This window comes from Pseudomonas atacamensis (assembly GCF_017167965.1).
Lineage (GTDB): Bacteria > Pseudomonadota > Gammaproteobacteria > Pseudomonadales > Pseudomonadaceae > Aquipseudomonas > Aquipseudomonas atacamensis.
The window spans coordinates 2,460,890-2,479,289 of the sequence record NZ_CP070503.1; the positions used below are offsets into that span (position 1 = coordinate 2,460,890).

General features: G+C 61.2%; 18 protein-coding genes and 1 pseudogene. 9 read left to right on the forward strand and 10 right to left on the reverse strand.

Translation table 11 applies throughout. The features are described 5' to 3' along the window. Nucleotides 1–142 precede the first annotated feature (142 nt). Nucleotides 143–763: a cell wall hydrolase gene (locus tag JWU58_RS11280; RefSeq protein WP_206421959.1), complete on the forward strand. Its 621-nt coding sequence runs from the start codon at nucleotides 143–145 to the stop codon at nucleotides 761–763. Here the strand turns inward: JWU58_RS11280 and JWU58_RS11285 are convergent. Beyond that, nucleotides 760–1,473 (reverse strand): murein L,D-transpeptidase catalytic domain family protein, encoded by a 714-nt coding sequence (locus JWU58_RS11285; protein WP_206421961.1) that lies wholly within the window; start codon nucleotides 1,471–1,473, stop codon nucleotides 760–762. The two genes, JWU58_RS11280 and JWU58_RS11285, sit on opposite strands and share 4 nt — an antisense overlap. Before the next feature lie 152 nt (nucleotides 1,474–1,625). Between JWU58_RS11285 and JWU58_RS11290 the strand changes: the two genes are divergently transcribed. After that, nucleotides 1,626–3,242 (forward strand): L,D-transpeptidase family protein, encoded by a 1,617-nt coding sequence (locus JWU58_RS11290; RefSeq protein WP_206421962.1) that lies wholly within the window; start codon nucleotides 1,626–1,628, stop codon nucleotides 3,240–3,242. Nucleotides 3,243–3,328: 86 nt separating this feature from the next. Here JWU58_RS11290 and JWU58_RS11295 read toward each other — a convergent pair whose 3' ends face one another. The 4 genes from JWU58_RS11295 to JWU58_RS11310 form a co-directional block, all read right to left on the reverse strand. Then, nucleotides 3,329–4,171 carry an NAD-dependent protein deacetylase gene (locus JWU58_RS11295; protein WP_110600971.1) on the reverse strand — a complete coding sequence of 281 codons (843 nt, stop codon included), beginning with the start codon at nucleotides 4,169–4,171 and terminating at the stop codon, nucleotides 3,329–3,331. 54 nt (nucleotides 4,172–4,225) lie between these two features. After that, a complete protein-coding gene (locus JWU58_RS11300) occupies nucleotides 4,226–5,272 on the reverse strand; it encodes a class I SAM-dependent methyltransferase (protein ID WP_206421963.1) in 1,047 nt (348 codons plus the stop codon). A 150-nt stretch (nucleotides 5,273–5,422) separates the two neighbouring features. Continuing rightward, nucleotides 5,423–6,733: a sensor histidine kinase gene (locus JWU58_RS11305; RefSeq protein WP_206421965.1), complete on the reverse strand. Its 1,311-nt coding sequence runs from the start codon at nucleotides 6,731–6,733 to the stop codon at nucleotides 5,423–5,425. After that, complete coding sequence (locus JWU58_RS11310) at nucleotides 6,730–7,470, reverse strand: response regulator (RefSeq protein WP_024013314.1); 741 nt, start codon at nucleotides 7,468–7,470, stop codon at nucleotides 6,730–6,732. Before JWU58_RS11310 ends, JWU58_RS11305 begins: the two co-directional genes overlap by 4 nt. Before the next feature lie 297 nt (nucleotides 7,471–7,767). On the opposite strand from JWU58_RS11310, the gene JWU58_RS11315 reads away from it, so the two are divergent. The 3 genes from JWU58_RS11315 (at nucleotide 7,768) to JWU58_RS11325 (ending at nucleotide 9,744) form a co-directional block, all read left to right on the forward strand. Continuing rightward, the gene (locus tag JWU58_RS11315) at nucleotides 7,768–8,031 is read left to right on the forward strand and encodes a DUF2790 domain-containing protein (RefSeq protein ID WP_016775158.1); all 264 of its coding nucleotides are present in this window, start codon (nucleotides 7,768–7,770) and stop codon (nucleotides 8,029–8,031) included. Nucleotides 8,032–8,064: 33 nt separating this feature from the next. Then, a complete protein-coding gene (locus tag JWU58_RS11320; protein WP_122691887.1) occupies nucleotides 8,065–8,445 on the forward strand; it encodes a hypothetical protein in 381 nt (126 codons plus the stop codon). Between the two features lie 87 nt (nucleotides 8,446–8,532). After that, nucleotides 8,533–9,744: a cytochrome c biogenesis protein DipZ gene (locus tag JWU58_RS11325; protein ID WP_206421966.1), complete on the forward strand. Its 1,212-nt coding sequence runs from the start codon at nucleotides 8,533–8,535 to the stop codon at nucleotides 9,742–9,744. A gap of 18 nt (nucleotides 9,745–9,762) precedes the next feature. Here the strand turns inward: JWU58_RS11325 and JWU58_RS11330 are convergent, their stop codons facing one another. After that, nucleotides 9,763–10,224: a GNAT family N-acetyltransferase gene (locus JWU58_RS11330; RefSeq protein ID WP_125926920.1), complete on the reverse strand. Its 462-nt coding sequence runs from the start codon at nucleotides 10,222–10,224 to the stop codon at nucleotides 9,763–9,765. Between the two features lie 230 nt (nucleotides 10,225–10,454). On the opposite strand from JWU58_RS11330, the gene JWU58_RS11335 reads away from it, so the two are divergent. Continuing rightward, nucleotides 10,455–11,267 carry a class I SAM-dependent methyltransferase gene (locus tag JWU58_RS11335; RefSeq protein WP_206421968.1) on the forward strand — a complete coding sequence of 271 codons (813 nt, stop codon included), beginning with the start codon at nucleotides 10,455–10,457 and terminating at the stop codon, nucleotides 11,265–11,267. Nucleotides 11,268–11,339: 72 nt separating this feature from the next. Here the strand turns inward: JWU58_RS11335 and pcsA are convergent, their stop codons facing one another. Beyond that, on the reverse strand, nucleotides 11,340–12,062 hold the full coding sequence (pcsA, locus tag JWU58_RS11340) for a phosphatidylcholine synthase (RefSeq protein WP_110600982.1): 723 nt from the start codon (nucleotides 12,060–12,062) through the stop codon (nucleotides 11,340–11,342). A gap of 409 nt (nucleotides 12,063–12,471) precedes the next feature. On the opposite strand from pcsA, the gene ligD reads away from it, so the two are divergent. Then, entirely contained in the window at nucleotides 12,472–15,096 is a 2,625-nt protein-coding gene (ligD, locus tag JWU58_RS11345; RefSeq protein ID WP_206421970.1) for a DNA ligase D, read from the forward strand. Here ligD and JWU58_RS11350 read toward each other — a convergent pair whose 3' ends face one another. The 3 genes from JWU58_RS11350 to sodC all read right to left on the reverse strand — a co-directional run bounded on the left by JWU58_RS11350 (nucleotide 15,097) and on the right by sodC (nucleotide 16,537). Beyond that, a complete protein-coding gene (locus JWU58_RS11350) occupies nucleotides 15,097–15,507 on the reverse strand; it encodes a hypothetical protein (RefSeq protein ID WP_206421972.1) in 411 nt (136 codons plus the stop codon). Between the two features lie 68 nt (nucleotides 15,508–15,575). Further along, nucleotides 15,576–15,890, reverse strand: coding sequence for a DUF2388 domain-containing protein (locus JWU58_RS11355; RefSeq protein ID WP_016775151.1), 315 nt, complete (start codon nucleotides 15,888–15,890; stop codon nucleotides 15,576–15,578). Between the two features lie 125 nt (nucleotides 15,891–16,015). Next, on the reverse strand, nucleotides 16,016–16,537 hold the full coding sequence (gene sodC, locus JWU58_RS11360) for a superoxide dismutase family protein (protein ID WP_016775149.1): 522 nt from the start codon (nucleotides 16,535–16,537) through the stop codon (nucleotides 16,016–16,018). 714 nt (nucleotides 16,538–17,251) lie between these two features. Here sodC and JWU58_RS27560 point away from each other — a divergent pair. Beyond that, a pseudogene (locus JWU58_RS27560) lies at nucleotides 17,252–17,536 on the forward strand (HAMP domain-containing protein); the annotation flags it as partial. 132 nt (nucleotides 17,537–17,668) lie between these two features. Further along, nucleotides 17,669–18,394: a methyl-accepting chemotaxis protein gene (locus JWU58_RS27565; protein WP_420893287.1), complete on the forward strand. Its 726-nt coding sequence runs from the start codon at nucleotides 17,669–17,671 to the stop codon at nucleotides 18,392–18,394. Nucleotides 18,395–18,400 lie beyond the last annotated feature (6 nt).

Consider the following 18,400-nt stretch of genomic DNA (forward strand, 5'->3'; position numbering starts at 1 on the left):
AATGTGTTTTTCTTTGCGGCGGATTTTTTTCTGCGCTGGTGTGCCCGCGCATTTGCTCGCTACACTCTGCGAAGACCCCGCAAACCGGGCGTCTCACCGACGTAACATCTTGCCCCGGGCGGGCGCTGACGGAAGAATCGACATGGGATCGAAAGGCTTGGCGGGCGGTTTGTTGTGGATCTTTTTGACCGGCGCAGCATGGGCCGGGGCGCAGGCGCCGATCGAGGCCAAGGCCGAACAGAAAGCCGAGGTGCTGGAGGAGAAAGCGGCGGATAAAGTCAGCGCCGCGCCAGCGCCAAAATCCGAGGCCATCACCCCCACCGAAGCGCAGGCGGTAGACCCGGCCGGCGCCGCGCCGCTGGACGATCCGCTGACCTGTCTGGCGCGCAGTATCTATTGGGAAGCCAAGGGCAAGGACACCCCGGAAATGGAAGCCGTCGCCAGTGTGGTGATGAATCGCCTCGGCCACGACGGCTTTCCCGACACAGTGTGCGCGGTGGTCAAGCAAGGCTCGGAAAGCGGCAATTGCCAGTTTTCCTGGTGGTGCGATGGCAAGCCCGATCAGGTCAAGGAAGACGCCGAATACGCGTTGGCCAAGGAAATCGCTGGCAAGGCATTGAACCGTCAGCTCAAGGACCGCACGCGCGGTGCCCTGTATTTTCACGATCGCGGCGTGCACCCGAGCTGGGCCAAGGCCTATCGCAACACGGCGCAGACCGGCAGGTTCCTGTTCTACAAACCCACCGGGGGCGACGCGCGTTAACTGGCGCGGGTATTGAGAATGCTCGCCACCTGTTGCGGCTGGCAGTTCAGATACGGTGACTTTTGCAGCCAGCGCTGATCCGGATACCAGGAAAACATGAACTGGCCGTTCTTCAGGCGATCGATCACCTGTTTGGCGATCTGCGGCCGTACGGCGGGGCAACCCTGACTGCGGCCGATACGCCCCTGACGCTTGCTCCACAGCGGGTTCACGTAACTGGCGGCGTGAATCACGATCGCGCGATCACGGGCCAGGTCATTGAAACCGGGTTCCAGACCATCCATGCGCAGCGAATAGCCGTGAGTACCTTCGTAGCTTTCCTGAGTGCGGAACAGACCGAGGCTGGACTGATAACTGCCTTCGCGATTGGAAAACTGCGTGGCGAAGTTTTCCCCGGAGTTGGAACCGTGGGCAACCAGATCACGCAGCACCAGTTTCTTTTTGCTCAGATCGAAGATCCACAGACGGCGTTCGGTGGACGGTTGCGAATAATCGATGATCGCCAGATGTCGCGAGGGTTTCGCGCCATTGTTAACCGCGCATTGCATGGCGTTCAATGCACCTTTGAGCGCCTGGGGATTGAGTTCCGGCGCGGCGTGGGCGAGGCTGTTGTAGAGAACCGGCGATGGCTTGCCGGCGGCAAATACTGGGCTGGTCACGGCGACAAGGGTCGCGGTGCTCAACAGAAGTCGGCGCAAAAACGTCAACATTTTATAAAGTGTCCTCAACTTGCTACATAAACGGCACTTTGGCTCCTGACTCCCAGTCAATACCCGCAGGCTCGCGATTCGAGCCTGACTGTTCAGCGCACCTGATGTAAGGTTGACCGTCATCTGGACGGCCATGGATTGGAGTAAAGCAGTTGTTCAAAAAGTACGCATGCTACTTGAGCATTTGTTTGCTCGCTGCGCCGTTTGTCGCTTGCGCCGATGAGCCGCTGCCCCCGCTCGAAACCCTGCCGACGCCTGAAACGCAATTGCCGGTCGAGCCGCGCAGCCCGTTGCAGGCGGTTTTGATCAGCCTGGCGCAGTCGTGCCCGGCCATCGCTCCGCGTCTCAATGGCCCGGCGTTGAGCCAATTGCAGGCGTTTTATGAACAGCAGGACTGGATGCCGGTGTGGGCGAGTGAGTCGGCACGCTTGCCGGCATTGCGCGCGCAATTGCAGCTGCTGGCCGATGATGGGTTGAATCCGAATCGCTACGCCGTGGCCACTACGCCGCCGCAGGATGGCGAGTTGTGCGCCGACATCGACATCAGCCGCAACTACCTGCAGGCCTTGCAGGATCTGCATTACGGCCGTCTGTTGCAATCGCATTTCGAACCGCTGTGGCGTGTCGACGGCCCGCCGACCGATCGTCAGGCGCAACTGCTCAGTATTGCCGTGCCGGGCATGAACGATATTGCTGCGGCGTTCGACCTGGCGCGTCCGCATCTACCGCAATATCAAAGCCTGCGTCAGCTGTACGCCGCGCAACGCTTGCAAGCCCCGCCGCAATGGCAGCCGGTGGGCAACGGCCCGTTGCTGCGTCCGGCGATGGAAGACCCGCGCGTGCCGGAACTGGCCCGACGCTTGTACAGCGAAGGTTATCTGGCACACGCACTGGTGACACCGGACAACGCCTATGATGACGTGCTGGTGGAGGCAGTGAAGCATTTTCAGGCCAGCCATTCGTTGCAGGCTGACGGCGTGGTCGGGCCGGGCACTATTGCCGAGCTGAACATCAGCCCGCTGACCCGTCGCGATCAGTTGCGGGTCAATCTGGAACGTTTCCGCTGGATGGCCCAGGACATGGAACCCAGCGGTCTGGTGGTGAATGTCGCGGCCGCTGAGCTGACGCTGTATCAGGGCGGTCAACCGGTGTGGCAGACCCGCACCCAGGTCGGCCGCGCGGAACGCCAGACGCCGCTGCTCAAATCCCGCGTCACCCGCCTGACGCTGAACCCGACCTGGACCGTACCGCCGACCATCTGGAAAGAAGACAAGCTGCCGGAAATCCGCAAGGACCAGACTTTCCTCAGCCGCCAGAACCTGCAAGTGCTCGATGCCAACGGTCAGCCTCTGGCGGCAGCGGACATCGACTGGGACAACCCCGGCAACATCCTCCTGCGTCAGGACGCCGGCCCCCGCAATCCGCTGGGCCAAATGGTCATCCGTTTCCCCAACCCGTTCTCGGTCTACCTGCACGACACGCCGAGCAAGGCGCTGTTTGACAAAGGCCCACGGGCGTTCAGCTCCGGTTGTGTGCGCGTCGAGCACCCGCTGCAACTGCGCGATCTGCTGCTGTCCCCGGCAGAAAAAGCTCGCACCGAGACTTTGCTGGCAACCGGCACCACCCATGAATTTCGCCTGTCGGCGCCGGTGCCGATCCTGATGACCTACTGGACGGCGCAAGTCGACAGCAGCGGCCATGTGCGTTATGCGCCGGACATCTACAGCCACGACAGCGCATTGCTGGCGGGGCTGGATCGGGCGCACTAAGCCAGAACACTTCGATCAGTTCCCTCTCCCTCGGGAGAGGGCCAGGGTGAGGGGCAAATCTCAAGTCGAGCGCAATACTCGAAAACTCACCGCCCCAGCTCCTCCACCAACCACGGCAAAAGCTCCTCACACGACCCTTCAATCTTCAAATCGAGCAAATCATCCGCCCGGGTCTTGCCCAGATTGATCGCCATCAACGGCTTGCCACGCTCGGCAATCACCCGACACAAGCGAAACGCGGAATACGCCATCAACGACGATCCCACCACCAACAACCCCGCCGCATTCTCGGCAGCGGCCAAGGCCCGCGCGGCCGTCGGTTGCGCCACGTTCTCGCCAAAAAACACCACATCCGGTTTCATCCGCTCACCCGCGCAATGCGGGCACTGCGGTACCTGAAAGCGCGCTTCAAATGCCGGGTCGAGCAAGGTATCGCCATCCGGCGCCTGCACCGCATCAACACCACTCAGGTAGGGATTGTGTGCCTCCATCTGGCGCTGGATCGCGTCGCGCTCGCTGCGCTGCCCGCAATCCAGGCACAGCACTCGATGCAGGCTGCCGTGCAGTTCGATCACATCGTGGCTGCCGGCCTGATCGTGCAAGGTATCGACGTTCTGCGTGATCAAAGCGCTGATCCGGCCACGCTGTTGCAATGTCGCCAGCGCCTCATGCGCGGCATTCGGTCGGGCCTGACGCACGCGGGGCCAGCCGAGCATCGCTCGCGCCCAGTAGCGCCGGCGTGATTCCGGGGCGGCGAGAAACTCCTGATACATCATCGGCTGCCGCCCACGACGCACGCCGTCGCTGTCGCGATAGTCCGGAATGCCCGATGGCGTGCTGATGCCGGCGCCGGTCAATATCAGGAATTTATCGTCGGCCATGGCCTGCAACAGCGTATCGAGATGTTCGCGGATCGGGCTATCGAGCATGCTCAGCACTCCAGAATGGGCAGTGCTGGCAGGTTAGCACGCGATCCGCACGGGTTACTTGCGCGCCTCCAGAATCAGATTGAACGGCGTTTGCGTGGCGCGGCGGAACTGCTTGAACCCAGCCTCGACAAAGACTTTGCGCAGGCGCATTTCCCCAGCCTGCGCACCGAGCCCGAGGCCGACTTCCTGGGACAGCGAATTGGGCGTGCAGATAAACGTCGAGGCGGCGTAGAACAGGCGCCCGACCGCGTTGAGATTGTCGTCCAGTTTGTCGTTGGCGAACGGTTCCACCAGCAACACCGTGCCATCACCTTTCAGCGACTCATAAGCGTGGCGAGCGGCGCCGACCGGGTCGCCCATGTCGTGCAGGCAGTCGAAAAAGCAGATCAGGTCGTAGTCGCCGCCGGGATAGTTTTTCGCCGTGCCCTCGAAAAATCTGGCGCGATTGCCCACGCCACCTTCTTCGGCGCGTTGCGTGGCGACGGTGACTGACGGCGCATGGAAGTCGAAGCCGACAAACTGCGATTTCGGAAACGCCTGGGCCATGATCACCGTCGAGGCGCCGTGGCCGCAGCCGATGTCGGCAACCTTGGCCCCGCGTTCCAGCTTGGCCACCACGCCGTCCAGGGCCGGCAGCCATTCGGCAATCAGGTGACCTTTGTAGCCGGGGCGGAAGAAGCGTTCAGTGCCGCTGAACATGCACGGGTGGTGATCGCCCCAAGACAAGGCGCCATTGCCGCGCATGGCCTTGACCAGTTTGTCCTTGTCATGGAAAAACGACGCCACCACGCCGAGACCGCCAGCGACATACACCGGCGAATCCTCCACGGCCAGCGCCAGTGCCTGTTCTTCAGGCAAGCGAAATTGACCGTCAACGTGTTCCATATAGCCTGATGCGGCATGGGCGCTGAGCCATTCGCGTACCAGGCGGGGATTGCAGGTGGTTTTCGCCGCAAGGGCTTCGGGGCTGATCGGTTGGCTGTCGGCCATTGCCCGGTACAGACCGAGTTCTTCGCCGACAATGACATTGGCCAGCATCGCCGCACCACCCATGTCGTTGACCAGTTTGCCCATGAATTCGTTGAGCTTCGCCTCATTCATCACGTGTGCTCCTGAAACAGGATCACCGTCCGGCGGCGTTGAATGTCGAGGCAGGCGCCACCGGGCGGTGGTCACGGATTGGGGCAGGGCACAGCAGACGTCCTGCGGCCCCCTCGACTGGGTAATGAATGAGTCTAGTCGGTGTTTTTCTCAGCGTGGCAGCGGCAACTTCAGTTCAGCGCACACCCCGCCACCTTCACGATTGCTCAACATAAGCGAGCCACCGAGCGCCAAGGCCAATTGCTGGGCGATCGCCAACCCGAGCCCGGTGCCGCCGGTATCACGATTGCGCGAGTTTTCCACGCGGTAGAACGGTTCCAGCACCTGCGCCAGTTCGGCCTCGGCGATGCCCGGGCCGCGATCGAGGACTTTCACCGACAGGCTGTCGCCCTGCGCTTCGACCTGCAATTGCGCGGCGCCGGCGAATTTCAGGGCGTTGTCGGTCAGGTTTACCAGCACCCGGCGCAGGGCCTGCGGACGGGTTTCGATTACCGCTTTGCTTTTGCCGCCGAGCTGCACGTCCTTGCCCATGTCCTGATAGTCGAAGACCAGGCTGTCGAGGAACGAGTCGAGATCAGTACGCCGGCTTTCTTCGGTGGCGCCGTGAACGCTGCGAGCGTAAGCCACGCCTTCGCGCACCAGATGCTCGATTTCGCCCAGGTCGCTGCTCAGTTTGTCTTTCTCGACCGAGTCGTCCATGAATTCTGCGCGCAGTTTCATCCGGGTGATCGGCGTTTGCAGGTCGTGGGAAATCGCCGCGAGCAGTTGCATGCGTTCTTTCAAGTAGGCGGCGATGCGCGTTTGCATGGCGTTGAACGCCCGCGCGGCGTGAACCACTTCGGTCGGCCCTTGCTCGTCGAGCTTGATCGGATGAGCGTTGGGGTCGAGGGTTTCCACGGCGTTGGCGAGGCGGGTGAGGGGACGGATGGCAATGCGCACGGCGAGCCAGGTGCAGAGGATCAGCAACGCCAGTTGGCCGAGCAGCACCACCGGCAACCACGGCGACAACGGCACCATCGCCGGACGGATATCGATGGTCACCGGGCTGCCGTCGCTCAGGCGCAAGTGGCCCTGGAAATGTTGTCTCGGACCGCCGGGAACTTCGGTAAACACGATGGGATAAGTGTCGCCGATGGCCGCCGTAATCGAGGCAATCGCGACGGACTTTTCAGCCGAGGTCACCGGCATGCCCGGTTCGCCCTCATTGAGCAGGTAACCGTAATTGCGCCGGGCCAGACGCGGCAGCCAGGCCTCGCGTTCGGCGGCGGGCAGGCGATCGAGGATGGCCATCGACGTCGAGACGTCGGTTTCGAGGTTGCCGAGCATGGTGCTTTTCGCGCTCTGGTAACGCTCGTAATACTGCGCGCCGAACGACAGGCCCTGCGCCAGAATCAGCCCGATCAGGAAGATCAGCGACAGGCGCGAGGCGAGGGTGCGCGGCCATTGCAGCTTGAGTTTCATGCCGAAGCTCCGAGCAGTTCGACCGGCAGCGAAAACACATAACCTTCACTGCGCACGGTCTTGATATAGGCCGGCTCGCGAGCATCGTCCAGCAGGCGTTGACGCAGGCGACTGACCAGCAGATCGATCGAGCGATCGAACAGATCGGCCTCGCGGCCCTGGGTCAGATTGAGCAGTTGATCGCGGCTGAGCACCCGTTGCGGATGGTCGAGGAACACCCGCAGCAGGCGGTATTCGGCACCGCTGAGGGCAACCATGGTGCCGTCGCTGTCGAGCAAGTGGCGGGCCGAGGTGTCCAGCTGCCAACGACCGAACGCCAGCAGGCGTCCGGCTTCGGTGACCACCAGATTCGGCGGCAACATGCGCGTGCGGCGCAACACGGCGTTGATCCGCGCCAGCAGTTCGCGGGCGGCGAAAGGTTTGCTCAGGTAATCGTCGGCGCCCATTTCCAGACCGATGATGCGATCGGTCTCATCGTTGCGCGCGGTGAGCATCAGCACCGGCGTCGCCTTGTGTTTGCCCACACGCAATTCGCGGCACAGCTGCAGGCCATCGTCGCCGGGCATCATGATGTCGAGCACGATCAGGTCGACGGTGTTGGCATCAAGGAAGCTGCGCATCTGCCGGCCATCGGCGACCACTGTTGTGCGCAGGCCGTTCTTCTTCAGGTAGTTGCCTACCAGTTCACGGATCTCGCGGTCGTCGTCGACGATGAGAATGTGATCGACATGTTCCATCGGTTCAAGCCTCTGTCAAAGGGGGAATGCCGTGCAGTCTATAGCGCCGTAGACCGCACGCCTGCCTGCCTTTGTATTGCAGTGTATCTGCCGCAGCGGCGGATACACACCGACGCAAAATCACGATTTTTTCGGGGTTTTGTATCGCTCTGTATCTACACGCTGCATGGATACACAACGAGTGATTCTCGTCCTTTCCTGACACAGACGCGATACCTCGAAGGCCTCAAATAGGCTCCATCGAGGCACACACAGACCGCCTCGGCTCAAACCCACTGAAGCCTTGAGGACTACACCATGAACAACAAATCCGTATTCGCCGCCTGCCTGTTCGCCGCTCTGAACATCTGCACCCTGTCGGCTCACGCCGAAGCTGACGTCAGCCGGCAAACCTACACCTACGGCACCCATCTGGATATCCAGAAAGTGCTGTCGATGACCGAAGACACCTCGGTGACCTGCGGCATCACCGAGGCGCGCATGACCTACCTCGATTCCGCCGGCAAAACCCGCGAGCTGGATTACAGCAAATTCGCTGACGGCTGCAACAACCAGAACTGAGTCATCCCTACTTTTTCTGCAAGGAGTTTTGCCATGAACAACGTCTCGCGCTTTCTGACCGCAGCAGCCTTCGCCTTCACCGGTGCCGCCGCCCACGCCAACAGTGCTGTGGAGCAGAGCAGTTGCGCCAGCAGCACCTGCTTCCAGCTGACCACCGTGGCGAAGGAGGGCAGCGATGCCTTGATCGCCGCTGACGGCTCCAGCCGCACACCGCAGGGGCAGATGGTTGCCGCTGACGGTTCCAGCCGCACACCGCAGGGGCAGATGGTTGCCGCTGACGGATCGAGCCGTACACCGCAAGGCCAGATGGTCGCCGCTGATGGTTCCAGCCGTACACCGCAAGGCCAACTGGTCGCGGAAAACGGTACCAGTCGCACGCCTCAAGGGCAGTTGCTCGACGGCCAGACTGCATGAGCCACGGCGTAAATAAAGCGAGCTAGCGAGGGACGTTTCCCTCGCTGGCCGGTTGCGTGCCCAGCCCCCATTCCAAGGTGACCCCTTATGTACCTCATTGCATTTCTCGGCGGCCTGCTGACCGTTCTCAGTCCGTGCATCCTGCCGGTGGTGCCGTTTCTGTTCGCTGGCGCCAACCGTACCCGTTCCTCGATTTTCCTGACTCTCGCTGGCATGGCGCTGACCTTTGCGCTGATCTCCAGCCTCGCGGTGGTCAGCAGCGAGTGGGTGATCCAGGCCAGCAACACCGGCCGCCACGTTGCCTTGTTGGTCATGGCGCTGTTCGCCTTGTCGCTGATCTCGGCCCGCGTTGGTGACTGGCTGACCAGGCCGTTTGTCGCGCTCGGCAATCGTCTCGATCAGGACACGCGTAAACGTGCAGGACCGATGGGCTCGATCATGCTCGGTGTCGCCACCGGCCTGTTGTGGGCGCCGTGTGCCGGGCCGATCCTTGGGGTGATTCTGACCGGCGCGATGTTGCAAGGCGCCAATGCGCAGACCAGCCTGTTGCTGCTGGCTTACGGCGTCGGCAGTGCCTTGTCGCTGGGCACGTTGATCTTCGCCGGGCGCGGTCTGGTCAATCGGCTGAAACCGTCGATCCCGTTCAGCGGCTGGTTGCGTCGCGGTGCCGGGGTTGCGGTGCTTGCTACGGTCGCGGTGATCTCGACGGGCGCCGACAAAACCCTGCTCGCCAATACGTCTTCGGAGGGCGTGGCCAGCGTCGAGAAAAACGTCCTGGAAAACGTGCCGAAAGTGGTCGACTACTTCGTCAGCAAGGTCCGCGCCGATTCGATGATGGACGAGGCCCGGGGCGCAATGCCGTCGCTGTCGGGCGCCGTGCAATGGCTCAATTCACCAGAGCTCAGTGCCGAATCCCAGCGCGGCAAAGTGGTGCTGGTGGACTTCTGGACCTACGACTGCATCAACTGCCAGCACACCTTGCCGTACGTCAAAGACTGGGCGAAGAAATACGAGAAGGACGGCCTGGTAGTGATCGGCGTGCACACCCCCGAATACGGCTACGAACGCATCATCAACAACGTCAAGGATCAGGTGAAAAAACTCGGCATCACCTACCCGGTCGCCATCGACAACGACTACGCGATCTGGCGCAACTTCGACAATCAGTACTGGCCGGCGCATTACCTGATCGACGCCAAGGGCCAGATGCGTTACAGCCACTTCGGTGAAGGTCGTTATGCCGAGCAGGAGCAGATGATCAAGCAGTTGCTGGAGGAGGCGAAAGCACCGGCAGCCTGATCAAAAAAAACCAATGGCTCACAGGTCGCGGACCATGAGCCATTGTTGTTTTTCCCACGCCTGGAAACCCTCCAATAGCTGCCAGCCGCGTTTACGGTAGTAGTCGTGTTTGTCTTGCGTGTGCAAGTACAAGCGCGACACCCCACGCTGCTTTGCTGCCTCGCAAATCCCTTCAATCAGCTGCTCCGCCAACCCTCGCCCGCGCGCCTCGGGATCAACGAATACGCAGGCGAGCCATGGGCCGAGATCGGCGCGATCAGCCAAGTCGTTGCGGGCCAGTGCGGCACCACCGAGCAGGCGTTCACCGTCCATGGCAATCAGGCACGACCATTCACCATTGCTTTGGCCCTCGGCAAATTCGCGCTGCCATTGAGCCAGGGGCTGGTCGGCGTATTCGTAGTGGAATTGTTGGTGAATCCACGCTGCGTAGCGATCGCTGTGTTGCATGTGCGCGGCGAGCCAGTCGAGGTGCAGTGACATCGGTCTAGTCCTTTGCTTGGGCGAGCCCGCATCAGAAACCAATCCCGCAACGCTGACAATGCGCAAGGTGTATCAGGCGCTTGACAGATTTACGCCGCTCATCGGCAAAGTGCCGGGTTCAGGGGGCTGGCGGACGATTGACAGGGACGCCGGGCAGCCTCGGCGCGATAGTGAGCAAGCACGGTCCGCGTCGCAGCCTGTGCATTCTCTCTGCCACGGAGCTCGCTGTCATGAGTACCCCGATTGATCTCACTGCCCTGAAGGAACGTCAGAAAGTCGCTTGGGCCAGTGGCGACTACGCCGTGATCGGCACGACTTTGCAGATCGTCGGTGAAAGCCTCGCCGAGGCTTGCGATCTGCGCTGTGATGAACAGGTGCTGGATGTCGCCGCCGGTAACGGCAACGCCACCCTGGCAGCGGCGCGGCGCGGTTGTGTGGTGACCTCGACCGATTACGTCGCGGCACTGCTGGAGCGTGGTCAGGATCGCGCCCGCGCCGAACATCTGGAGGTGATTTTTCAGGTGGCCGATGCCGAGGCTTTGCCTTTTCCTGATGAAAGCTACGACGCCGTGTTGTCGACGTTCGGCGTGATGTTCGCGCCTGACCAGGTCACCGCCGCTGCTGAGCTGGGGCGGGTCTGTCGGCGGGGCGGGCGGATCGGAATGGCCAACTGGACGCCGGAGGGCTTCGTCGGGCAGATGTTCAAGATTCTCGGCCAGCATCTGCCACCGCCAGCAGTGGCTCAGCCACCGTCGAACTGGGGCTCGGATGCGTGGCTGCACAAGCATTTCGATGACCGCGATTTTGTCGTACGCGTGACCCGCAACCACTTCAATTTCCGCTACCGCTCGGCGGCGCATTTCATTGACATCTTTCGCCACTGGTATGGGCCAGTGCACAAAGCTTTTGCGGTGTTGTCGGCGGAGGCCGGACAGGCGCTGGAGGATGATCTGACCGAGTTGCTCAACCGATCGAATCGCGCCGGGGAGGCGTCGCTGGTGGTGCCGAGTGAGTATCTGGAGGTGGTGATTACCAAGCGCTAGCCCACCTCGGATCTCCTGATCGATGAAGATCTCTGTGGGAGCGAGCCTGCTCGCTCCCACAGGGGGATGTGCTTATTTCAAATGGCTGCGATCAAACCACTCCAGCGCCGTGCGCCAGATGCAGATCCCCAGGAAATAAGCCGACATCAGCAACCACAAGCCCATCACCAGCGGGTTGATCTCCGGGTGATTGAGCACCAGTGACAGGCTGCACAACAGCCAGATCGCCGTCACCGCGATATTGATTGGCATGAAACGCCGCACGCGGAACGGGTGCAGGAACTTCATCCGCGTCACCGTCAGCAATGCCAGACCGATCACGGTGAGAAAGGTAATCCATGGCCCCGGACCAATGATGTACAAACACAACGCAACCACGTTCCAGGCCGCCGGGAAGCCGACAAAATAGTTGTCCTTGCTCTTCATGTTGACGTTGCAGAAACAGAACAGCGACGACACCAGAATCACCGACACCGTCAGCAACAGGGTGTAATCAGGCAAGGGAATGTAGCGGTAGATAAACAGTGCCGGGATGAATACATAAGTCAGGTAATCGATGACCAGATCAAGGATCGAACCGTCGAAACTCGGCAGCACCGATTGCACATTGACCTTGCGCGCCAGTGCGCCATCGAGGCCGTCGACGATCAGCGCCACGCCCAGCCACATCAGGCAATGAATCGGCTGGTTTTCCAGCAGGGCGAGGGTGGCGAGGAAGGCGGTGACCACGCCAGTCGCGGTAAAACCATGGGCGCCCCATGCTTTGAGCCTGGCGATGTGTACGGTGGATATCACGGGGGCGTTCTCCAGAAAGTGAAGCAAGCCGGGTATCGCCCATCGTCAGAAAGGGCGTCGGCAAACCGGGTCGGGTTGCAGCTATCGACCGGTTTGGCCGGGATAAGGTTCACCACCCATGAATCTTAGCTGGCTCGCAGAAAATTTCTCGGGTGCGATTTCATCGGTGAGCCGGCGTCAGCCCAACGGTGCTGGCGCTATGGCTGCGTCGGTCTATCGTTGCCTGACGCAATCAGGCCGGAAAAGCCTTAGCGTCTGCACTCTGTTTAGCCAGCCCCAGCCAATTACTGGATGTGTCGTTACAAGCCCCGGCCGCTCCATCCGTCCGGGGCTTTTTTACCTCGATTGAATTTTTCCGCCGCCGTGTCGCTCTTCTGCATAACAGAACCCGTCTGCCATCGGTGTGCTCATGAACAGGAACCTCGACGATTACAACCGCATGCGTGATTTTTCCGCGACGTCGGAACCGGCCGCAGTCAAGCGCTCGGGCCGTAAGTCGGCCAAGGATCATGCGTTGCAGTTCTGCATCCAGAAGCACGACGCTTCGCACCTGCATTACGACTTTCGCCTGGAACTCGACGGCGCGCTGAAAAGCTGGGCGGTGCCGAAGGGGCCGTCGCTGGACCCGTCGGTCAAGCGTCTGGCGATTCATGTCGAGGATCATCCGCTCGATTACGCGACGTTCGAAGGCAGCATTCCCGAGGGGCATTACGGCGCCGGTGATGTGATCGTCTGGGATCGCGGCGTGTGGATTCCGCTGGAGGATCCGCACAAGGCCTATGCCAAGGGCCGACTGAAGTTCGAGCTGCAGGGCGAGAAGCTCGGCGGCGTGTGGAATCTGGTGCGCACGCACATGCCGGGCAAGAAAGAACAATGGTTCCTGATCAAGCATCAGGACAACGCCGCGCGACCGCAGGATGATTTCGACGTGCTGGTCGCCGAGCCCGACAGCGTGCTCAGCGAGCGCACGATTGTTGGCAAATCGGCGGCTGCCGCCGATAAGGCCAAACCGGTGAAAAAGGCCCCGGCCAAGCCGCGCAAGCAGGCGTCCGGGCAGCTCACCGGCGCGCGCAAGGCCAAGTTGCCGGCACTGATCAAGCCGGAACTGGCGACGCTGGTCGACAGCGCACCCGAAGGGCAGTGGAGCTACGAGATCAAGTTCGACGGCTACCGGATCATGGCGCGGATCGATCACGATGAGGTGCAGCTGTTCACCCGCAATGGTCACGACTGGACGCACAAGCTGCCGCAGCAGGCCAAGGCGCTGGCGGCATTGGGTCTGGAATCGGCGTGGCTTGACGGTGAAATGGTCGTGGCCAATGAGCAAGGCGTGCCGGACTTTCAGGCGTTGCAGAATGCGTTCGATGCCGGGCGCAGCGGCGACATTGTTTATTACCTGTTCGACGTGCCGTATCTGAATGGCGTCGACCTGCGCGATGTGCCGGTGGAAGAACGCCGCGCTGCGCTGAGCACCATCCTCGGTGCGCAGAAAGAATCCTCAACGCTGCGCTTCTCCGAAGCCTTCGAAGAAACCCCGGACGCGCTGCTCAACAGCGCTTGCCAGATGCAGATGGAAGGCCTGATCGGCAAGCGGCTCGGCTCGCCTTACGTGTCTCGGCGCAGCGGCGACTGGATCAAGCTCAAATGCAAGCATCGCCAGGAATTCGTCATCGTCGGCTACACCGATCCGAAAGGTGCGCGCAGTGCTTTCGGTGCCTTGCTGCTCGGCCTGCACGACCGTGACAGCGGCGAGTTGCGCTATGCCGGCAAGGTCGGCACCGGGTTCAACGAAACCACATTGAAAAGCATCCTCGCCCAACTCAAGCCGTTGCAGACCAAAAGCGCCGCAGTGGTCAATCCGCCCAGCGGTTTCGAGGCAAAAGGCGTGCACTGGCTCAAACCCAAACTGCTGGCCGAAGTGGCATTCGCCGAGATGACCAAGGACGGCTCGGTGCGCCACGCCGTGTTCCATGGTTTGCGCGATGACAAACCGGCCAAGGACATTACCGAGGAGCGAGCGAAGCCTGTGAAAGCTGCCAAGTCCGAAAAGAACGAAAAAACCGAAAAGACCAAAACCGCCGACAAGCAGCCGGCAAAGAAAACCGCCGCCAGCAAAAAAGCCGAGACCGCACCGTCGCAATCAGGACTGGCCGGCGGCAAGGTACGCATCACCCATCCGGATCGGGTGATTGACGCCGTCAGTGGCACGACCAAAATGCAACTGGCGCAGTACTACGCCAGTGTCGCCGAATACATCCTGCCGCAACTCAAGGATCGCCCCGTGGCGTTGGTGCGTGCACCGGACGGCATTGCCGGCGAATTGTTCTTCCAAAAGAACGCCGATCGCCTGGCCATTCCCGGTATCACTGCTCTGGACAAGGACGTCACCGGCCAGCCAGTGATGATGATCAACAATCCCGAAGCGCTGGTCGGCGCGGTGCAGATGAGTACCGTCGAGCTGCACACCTGGAACGCGACGAAGGTGGATCTGGACAAGCCTGATCGCTTCGTCCTCGACCTCGACCCGGATCCGGCGCTGCCATGGAAGAGCATGGTTGAAGCCACCGCGCTGACCCTCACTGTGCTAGATGAGCTGGGCCTTAAAGCCTTCCTGAAAACCAGCGGCGGCAAAGGCATTCACCTGGTGGTGCCATTGACCCGCAAGCATGGCTGGGACGAAGTGAAGGACTTCAGCCACGCCATCGTCAGCCACATGGCCAAGTTGCTGCCGGATCGTATTTCAGCGGTGTCCGGGCCGAAAAACCGCGTCGGGCGGATCTTCATCGATTACCTGCGCAACGGCCTCGGCGCCACCACCATTTGCGCTTACGCCGCACGCGCGCGGGAAGGCATGCCGGTGTCGGTGCCGCTGTACCGAGAGGAAGTCGCTGAAATCAAGGGCGGTAATCACTGGAACATCTACAACGTTCACGAGCGTCTGACCGAAGTCGGTGATGAGCCTTGGGCGGACATGAAGAAAACCCGTCAGACCATCACCGCCGAGATGCGCAAACGCGTCGGCATGAAAAAGTGATCAGGTGTCGCGCAGCAAGTCGTGGGCGTTGAGCAGTTCGAAGGCGATTTGCGGGTGGTTTTCCAGGCCCTTGCGAATCGCCGCCGGAATTGCCGCGCGAGTCTTGCGACACAGGCCTGGCAGCTCGTCGATCTGAATGGCGATGCCGCGCATGGTGCGCACTTCGTTGAAACCGGGGGCGACATCGACGCGAATGCCGAGTTGCTCGTACATACGCTGTTGCAGGCGTTTGAGGTCCTCGAGGTCTTTGAGTTGTTCCAGGCGCGCCAGAAGAATTTTTTCTTCAGCACGAGTCAAGCGCAGGATGCGCAGATCGGCGCCGGGTGTTTCCAGCAGCGGGTCGCGCCCGCAGATGCAGGCGCCGGGTGGGCAGGGTGAGCGAAAGGGCACGGTCGTCATGGCCTCCATCATAGAGGCCGTCGGACAATTTTGCCTATGCGCACTCAGCGGCCGTCCATCGGCCGCTGCTTCCCTCGTGACTACTGCTGCACGCCTTCGTATTGCACCAGAATGGCGTTAGCCAGGTCTTCATCACTGGCGTTCAAGCCAGGGTTGGCCTGACGAACCTGTTGCAGTACCGACTCAAGATAAACCCCACGAATGGCCCCGCCGCTGGCGACGAATGCAGACACGTCGTCACGGGCCGGAATCACCATTTTGTCGTCCTTGAAGGTCGAGTACAGCGACGCGGACACACCTGCCGAAGTGGCGACATCACCCGCGTCAACGCGGGCCAGCGCCGAACCGACCGGCAGGCAAAGCATAAGAGAAGAAATCAGGACTAACTTGCGCATGACGTGTTCCTCCACAAGCGCTAAGCAAAAAGGGAAGGGACTACATAACCTCAGAGGTGAACGGCGCGCGGGAGTTCCGTGAGCGGTGAAAAGCCGTGAGTCAGCGTTTTCACCGCTCAGTCGGTTCAGATCACCCCACAGGCCATGCGGTCGCCGCCACCGCCCAGTGGCTTGGGCATGTCGGAATGGTTGTCGCCGCCAGCGTGAATCATCAGGGCGTGGCCCTTGATCTCGGAAATTTTCTTCAGGCGCGGCGCCAGCACCGGGTAGTTGGCGACACCATCAGCCGTCACATACACCGCCGGCAGATCGCCCAGATGCCCATCGGCATAAGGGCCAAGGTGCTTGCCGGTTTTCGCCGGATCGAAGTGTCCGCCAGCCGCCAGTGCGGCACCTTTGACGCCATCCTTGGTGCCTGCTTCGCAGCTGCCGTTTTCATGAACATGGAAGCCGTGGATGCCGGCCGGCAACGATTTCAGGTCGGGTGTGAACAGCAGGCCATATGGCGTCTCACTGACTGTTACCGAGCCGATCGCCTGCGGCGCGCCGTCGGCGCTGACCAGGTTGATCGCGACTTTCTCCGTTGCCGCCTGCGCGGTGCCGATTGCCAGGGTGCCGAGCAGACCAAACCACAGTGCGCGTTTCATAAGCGTTTCCTTCAGCTGCATGAATGTTCGAAGCGCTGGATTGATAGCCCGCCGGGGTTAACCGGCGATGAAGGCATTATCCAGCGGCGCTGCAAGGTGTGACCGGGTTCGCGTTTGAAAAGTTTTGCCGGATTCAAGTCGCCGCTGACATCAGCCGATACGCTCTGTGTCGGCAGTTCCCTGCACATAGGCTTAACTGAAATCCGACAAGCGCAATCCAGCGTGCCCACGGGAGATTTCACGGTGTCGATCAAACTGCGTTTGGTGTTGCTGATTGCGACCAGCCTGCTGACGGCGCTGATCGTGAGTCTGGTCAGCTACGTGGGCAATCTGCGGATGGCCACGGCGGTCGGCGATAACACGGTGAGCATGAGCGCGCTGCGCAATCACATGGAAGCGGACATGATGCACGACGCCCTGCGCGCCGATGTCTATTCGGCGATGCTGGTCGGCCTGGGCAAAAGCACCGCCACCGCCACCGACGTGCGCGATTCGCTCACCGAGCACGCCGGGCATTTTCGTGAAGTGCTGGATGACAACCTCAAGCTGCCGATCAACCCGGCATTGCGCACGGCGCTGGAGCAGATCAAGCCGAGCCTCGATACCTACATCAAATCCGCCGAGCAGATCGTCGGCGTGGCGCTGGACAAGCCGGATGCCGCCCAACAGCAGCTCGGCACGTTCAATAGCGCGTTTACTCAGCTCGAAGAGCAGATGGGCGCGCTCAGCGAACTGATCGAAAACAACACCCTGCACACCAGCGAAGGCACCGAAGCGGCCATCCGCCACGCCAATCTTGCGCTGGCAGTGGTGCTGGTCGTCAGTCTGTTGCTGCTGCTGATTCAGGGGCGCTGGGTGATCCTGAGTATCATGGGGCCGCTCAAATCCGCCAGCCGCATCGCTGAAAGCATTGCCCATGGCAATCTCAGCGAACCAATTGTCGAGCCCGCCGGCAAGGACGAAGCCAGCGTTTTGATACGCACATTGGCGACCATGCAGCGCGATTTGCGCAACATGATTGACGTGGTCCGGCGCAACGCTCACGGCGTCAGTGGCATGAGCGAGCAGCTCAGCCACGGCTGCCATCAGGTCGCCGACAGCAGCCAGCAGCAAAGCGTTGCCGCCGGCACCATGGCGGCCGCCGCCAGCCAGATGACCGCGAGCATCGAAGAGATCACCCGCCACGCCGAACGTGCCCTGAGCATGGCCAATCAGGCCGAAAACCTGGCCAAGGAGGGTGGCGGGGTGATTCATCAAGTGGTCAGCGACATGGACGACATCGCCCGCTCGGCACAGCAGTCGGCGCAGGTGATCCGCACGCTGGATCAGGAATCCGAGGCAATCTTCAACATCATTCAGGTGATCAAGAGCATCGCCGACCAGACCAACCTGCTGGCCCTCAACGCGGCGATCGAGGCAGCGCGGGCGGGCGAACAGGGCCGTGGCTTTGCTGTGGTCGCCGATGAAGTGCGCAGCCTGGCCGCACGCACCAGCGCCTCGACCCAGGAAATCGCAGCGATGGTCGCACGCATCCAGAGCAGCACGCGCGAGGCGGTAAGCAGCATGGAGGCCGGTGTGGCGCAGGTCGACAAAGGCATGGCGGTAACAGCGGAGGTTGAGCGAGCAATTCGCGAGATCCTCAACGCCACGCTGAACACCACGCAACTGGTCAATGACATCACCCGCACGATTGGCGAACAGAGTCAGGCCAGTAATGAAATCGCCCATCAGGTGGAGATGATTGCGGGAATGAGCGAGGGCAATAGCCGGGTGATCGGGCAGACGGCGACGACTACCGATGAATTATCGAATCTGGCGGGACAGTTGGCGCAGTCGGTGGATCGGTTTCGGTTGTGATAGCGG